This is a genomic window from uncultured Campylobacter sp. (assembly GCF_937997465.1).
GTDB lineage: Bacteria > Campylobacterota > Campylobacteria > Campylobacterales > Campylobacteraceae > Campylobacter_A.
The window spans coordinates 1-3,956 of sequence record NZ_CALKTQ010000103.1 but is presented as its reverse complement, the minus strand read 5'-3'; the positions used below and the strand labels follow the sequence as shown (position 1 = coordinate 3,956).

The following is a 3,956-nucleotide window of genomic DNA, read 5'->3' as shown; positions in this document are numbered from 1 at the left end:
CGCGCACGAAGGCGAAAATCCCCGCCTCATCCCAAAAATAGCGGCTTTTGCCCTCTCCGTCATCAATCATGCGCGGCTGACCCAAGGCTTCGTTAAATTTAGCTAGATCAAACTCGCAGTTTACGCCGTTTATAAAAACGCCGTCTGGGCGCACATTAACGTCAAATTTTTGCTTTTTAAAAATATTAAATAGACCCATTTTACAGCTCCTGATCTTGCCTTAAATTTCGTCTTAAAATTTTCACACAGCATTCCTTTTATTTTGGAGGCGGCACAAAGCGCTCTATTATTCCTGATTTACGTGATCCTCGAATATAAATTTATGCTCCTGCGGTAGCGACTCGTAAAGCTTTAGCGAGAGATTCCTAATCTCCCAAAGCGCTGATTTTGAGCTGCGAAGCGAGAGGAAATTTTGCAAACTGCGCGCGTTTACGCTCCACGTTAGCTCGGTTTTGTAGCACTCTGGTAGGCAGTATTTGACGATGTCGAGGCTTTTTGTCGTGTTTGCTAGGATTTCGCGCAAATTTTCCAGCGCTTTGATGCTTGCGTTATCGACCGTTTCGTCGCCCGTTAATACTATAAATCTCGCCGCTCGCTCAAAGTCGCCAAGCTCAAATTTAGCCTCTTTTTTTAGCTCTTTTAGCGTGTAGCGCGTTGATTTGACGCTGAGGCTTGCTACGCGGTGACGGGCTAACTCTTGCAGCAGGGCGCGCGAGATGCCTTGGATGTAGAAGTTGTAGGAGAGGTGCTCAAGCGTGCTGGCGTGTTTAAATTTATTACCGACGCGCTCGATAAGCTCGACGTCTTTTTCGCCGCCGTTATCGCCTTTTTCAAAGCTTTGCCAACACGTGCGGATCGCGTGCGAGCAGATATTTAGCGGGGTGTAATTTAGAAGCGTTACTTGCATTTTTGACTCTTTTAGTTAAATTTAGCGGTAAATTTAGCTAAAAATCGATAAAAATTTGATTTTACCGAAATGGTTAAATGATTTTACCCTTGCACAATTGCGATATCGAGTTTTCTATTCATGCAGTCGGTTAAAAAAATATTGATGAGCGTCTGGTACGGTACGCCTTTTTTATTTGCCATATTTTTAAAATATTCTATCGTATCGGCATTTATATTCATCGAAATTTGCTTTTTTAACTGCTTGTCCACATACGGATTTTTTATCGCTTTTGAGAAGTCGTATTCCTTTTTCATTTTCGCTCCTTGTATTGTTTGGCTTCGTTTTTCGTTGCTTTTCTTGAGGAGATTATTCTGATCGTATCGTTTTCGCGGTAACAATGTACGACGAGCAAAATTCTCTCCTTTTGACTCATGCCTAAAATTAAAAATCTTTCTTCATCGTTTGAATGATCTTCGTCAAAAAGCACTAACGCAAATTCATCGGCAAATACGCTTTTAGCTTCTTCAAAATCGACTCCGTGCTTTGCGATATTTAGCCGTTCTTTGATCAAATTCCATTCGTAGTTCATAATGCGATTATAATGATAGAATAATTATAAAAAGATAAATTCGGCTCTCAAAAAGAGAGCCGATGAGGTAAATTTATTTTAACTGAAGCAGTGTGTTTAGCATTTCGTCGCTAGTCGTGATCGTCTTTGAGTTAGCTTGGAAGCCACGCTGTACGACGATAAGCTGAGTTAGCGAGCGAGATAGGTCGACGTTACTCATCTCAAGGCTTGAGGCCGAAATTTTACCGCGTCCGGCCGTTTGAGCAGCGCCGATGATCGGATCGCCGGAGTTTGCCGTGCGTGAGAAGAGGTTTCCGCCTTCGCCGGCTAAGCCTTGATTGTTTGCAAATTTAGCTACGCCCACTTGCGCTAGTCCTAGGCTTCGGCCGTTCGTAAATGATCCTACTAGCGTTCCGCTTTGATCTATCCTGATACCGTTTAGCTCGCCGCTAGCGTAGCCGTCTTGGCTGATGTCTGCGGTGCTTGAGTTATTATCGGTGCTCGTTAGTCCGTCGGTGGTCTGCGTAGTACCGAATTTTAACTCGATGTGCTGGCCGATAGCCGAACCGTTTTGCGCGCCGAAGGTAATGCTAGCCGGGCTATATGTCGCTAGCGAGCCGTCCGGGTTAAATCTCACATAACCTGTTACTACGTTTCTAGGTTCTACGGTATTTATAGAGTTTGGCTCGGCCACTTGGATGACCATCGTCCACTCTGTTCCGCCGTTTTCTGTGTAACCGCGTTTTACGAAGTCCATTTTTATATTATGCTTCGTACCTAAGCTATCGTAAAGATCGGTGCTAGAGCTATGAGCGGCCATGTTTAGGCTATCGGTTACCCTAGTTGAACCGCCTGCGCTTAAAGATCCTGAAATTGGCGCCATAGATGCGGTAAATTTGACGTTTTCGGTTACGTTTTTAGTAGCGTTTGTTAAACCGGTTACAGAGATATTCATATCCTTAGCATTTGCCATTTCCGGGTTTTTAAACTGAAACTGTCCGTGTTCGTTTACCGTTACTTCTACGCCGTTGTTATAATTGGTCGGAGCTAGAGTAGTTGGGTTTTGCTCATGGGTATAGTTTGTAAATTTTCTAGCATCTTTTTGCATAGCTTCGCGTAAATCTTCGGTTGTGGTTACTTCTCTTTCTTTTGTATCGTCGTAAGCATGCGTAGTGGATACGTGCGTTTTATTATATACATATTGATATGCGGTTATTATATTTATTTTAGTTAAGCCTGTGTCATCTGCAGGAACTCCACTTGTATTTACGGTCATTTTAATATTTTTCATATTTGCCGTAGTGCCTAAATTGTTTCTGTTTGTTAGAACTAATTTATTTCCTTCTACCACACTTGCTTCTACGCCTGTCTCACTATATTTGCTATTTATTATACCAGCTAAAGCACCGATAGTTCGTATATTTTCACCAGTTATATTTTTCCCATTTAGCGTTATATTGAGTTTTTTACCAGGAGTAGCGAAAGTCCCATCAGTTCCTACGCCAGCTACAGTTAGTTTATTAGTTTGTGCATCTGCATAGCTAGCCCAGATACCTTGCCCACCAGTTCCTTGAGCATCTCTTAAGTTATATGCATCGCCGTTTCCGTTAAATAATACTCCTAAATCAGCACCTCGCTCAGTCATCCTTTGTTCGCCGTTTCTATTTACGTAGAATCTATTTGCACCGACGTTATTTTCATCGTGTACCTCGCTACCGGCTATAGTTCCGTCGTTATCTAAATCTACGCCGTTGTGATGCTGATCTAATTTGTAGATAGGTATCTTTTTATTTCCTACGTCGTTACCGCTGTCCAAGTTTCCTTTTAGTGCGATGTTTGTAGTAGCGCGAGCAGGCACGGTTAGGCCGACTGGGATCTTTATATCGCCGATAGGTCTAGTAGGATCGATCTCTCCCGTTTCCTCGTCTCTCATCCAGCCTTGCACGATGTTACCGCCGTTATCGACGAAGTTACCTTCGCTGTCTCTTGAAAAGTCACCGTTTCTGGTGTAGTAGGTGGTTTTGCCGCCGTCGGAGCTCACCATGAAAAATCCGTCGCCTTGAAGCGCGATATCGGTTTGTTTGTCGGTGGTTTGCAGCGAGCCTTGCTTGAAAATCCTCGTAGTGGAGTTTATCTGCGTGCCGAGGCCAACTTCCATGTTATTTACGCCGCCGTGTTGATTTTGCGGTGCGGTGGCGATACGCGAAGTTTGGTAGATAAGGTCGTCGAAATTTGCACGGTTGTATTTAAATCCGACTGTGTTGACGTTAGCGATGTTGTTACCCTCAACATCCATAGCGATCTGGTGAGCTTGTAGTCCCGTAACGCCCGACCAAAGTGATCTCATCATAGCTTTATCCTTTTTGAAAAGTGAATTTTAAGATGACTTAAGCAAAAGACGTTCCAAATTTAAATTTGATTTTAGTTTAATGTTGTAGAAGGTAACGACGGAAAAGAGTATATGAGCAAAGATTAATGATTTTTAGAAATTTTAAGATG

The 3,956-nt window shown here is 43.0% G+C and carries 4 protein-coding genes and 1 pseudogene; all 5 read right to left on the bottom strand.

Annotation, left to right across the window (positions count from 1 at the left end; genetic code table 11):
- Positions 1-199, bottom strand: a pseudogene (locus tag Q0546_RS03135) (hypothetical protein); the annotation flags it as partial.
- Between the two features lie 87 nt (positions 200-286).
- Positions 287-907, bottom strand: coding sequence for an FAD-dependent thymidylate synthase (gene thyX, locus Q0546_RS03130; RefSeq protein ID WP_122873030.1), 621 nt, complete (start codon positions 905-907; stop codon positions 287-289).
- Between the two features lie 83 nt (positions 908-990).
- The gene (locus Q0546_RS03125) at positions 991-1,203 is read right to left on the bottom strand and encodes a CopG family antitoxin (protein ID WP_297937773.1); all 213 of its coding nucleotides are present in this window, start codon (positions 1,201-1,203) and stop codon (positions 991-993) included.
- Complete coding sequence (locus Q0546_RS03120) at positions 1,200-1,478, bottom strand: BrnT family toxin (RefSeq protein ID WP_298790453.1); 279 nt, start codon at positions 1,476-1,478, stop codon at positions 1,200-1,202. Before Q0546_RS03120 ends, Q0546_RS03125 begins: the two co-directional genes overlap by 4 nt.
- A gap of 73 nt (positions 1,479-1,551) precedes the next feature.
- Positions 1,552-3,807 carry a flagellar hook protein FlgE gene (gene flgE, locus Q0546_RS03115; protein WP_298790451.1) on the bottom strand — a complete coding sequence of 752 codons (2,256 nt, stop codon included), beginning with the start codon at positions 3,805-3,807 and terminating at the stop codon, positions 1,552-1,554.
- Between the last annotated feature and the right edge of the window lie 149 nt (positions 3,808-3,956).

What these genes read in the sequence shown, in the direction of transcription:
- thyX (WP_122873030.1), bottom strand. Translation starts at nt 907, where the DNA reads ATGCAAGTAACGCTTCTAAATTACACCCCGCTAAATATCTGCTCGCAC.
- Q0546_RS03125 (WP_297937773.1), bottom strand. Translation starts at nt 1,203, where the DNA reads ATGAAAAAGGAATACGACTTCTCAAAAGCGATAAAAAATCCGTATGTG.
- Q0546_RS03120 (WP_298790453.1), bottom strand. Translation starts at nt 1,478, where the DNA reads ATGAACTACGAATGGAATTTGATCAAAGAACGGCTAAATATCGCAAAG.
- flgE (WP_298790451.1), bottom strand. Translation starts at nt 3,807, where the DNA reads ATGATGAGATCACTTTGGTCGGGCGTTACGGGACTACAAGCTCACCAG.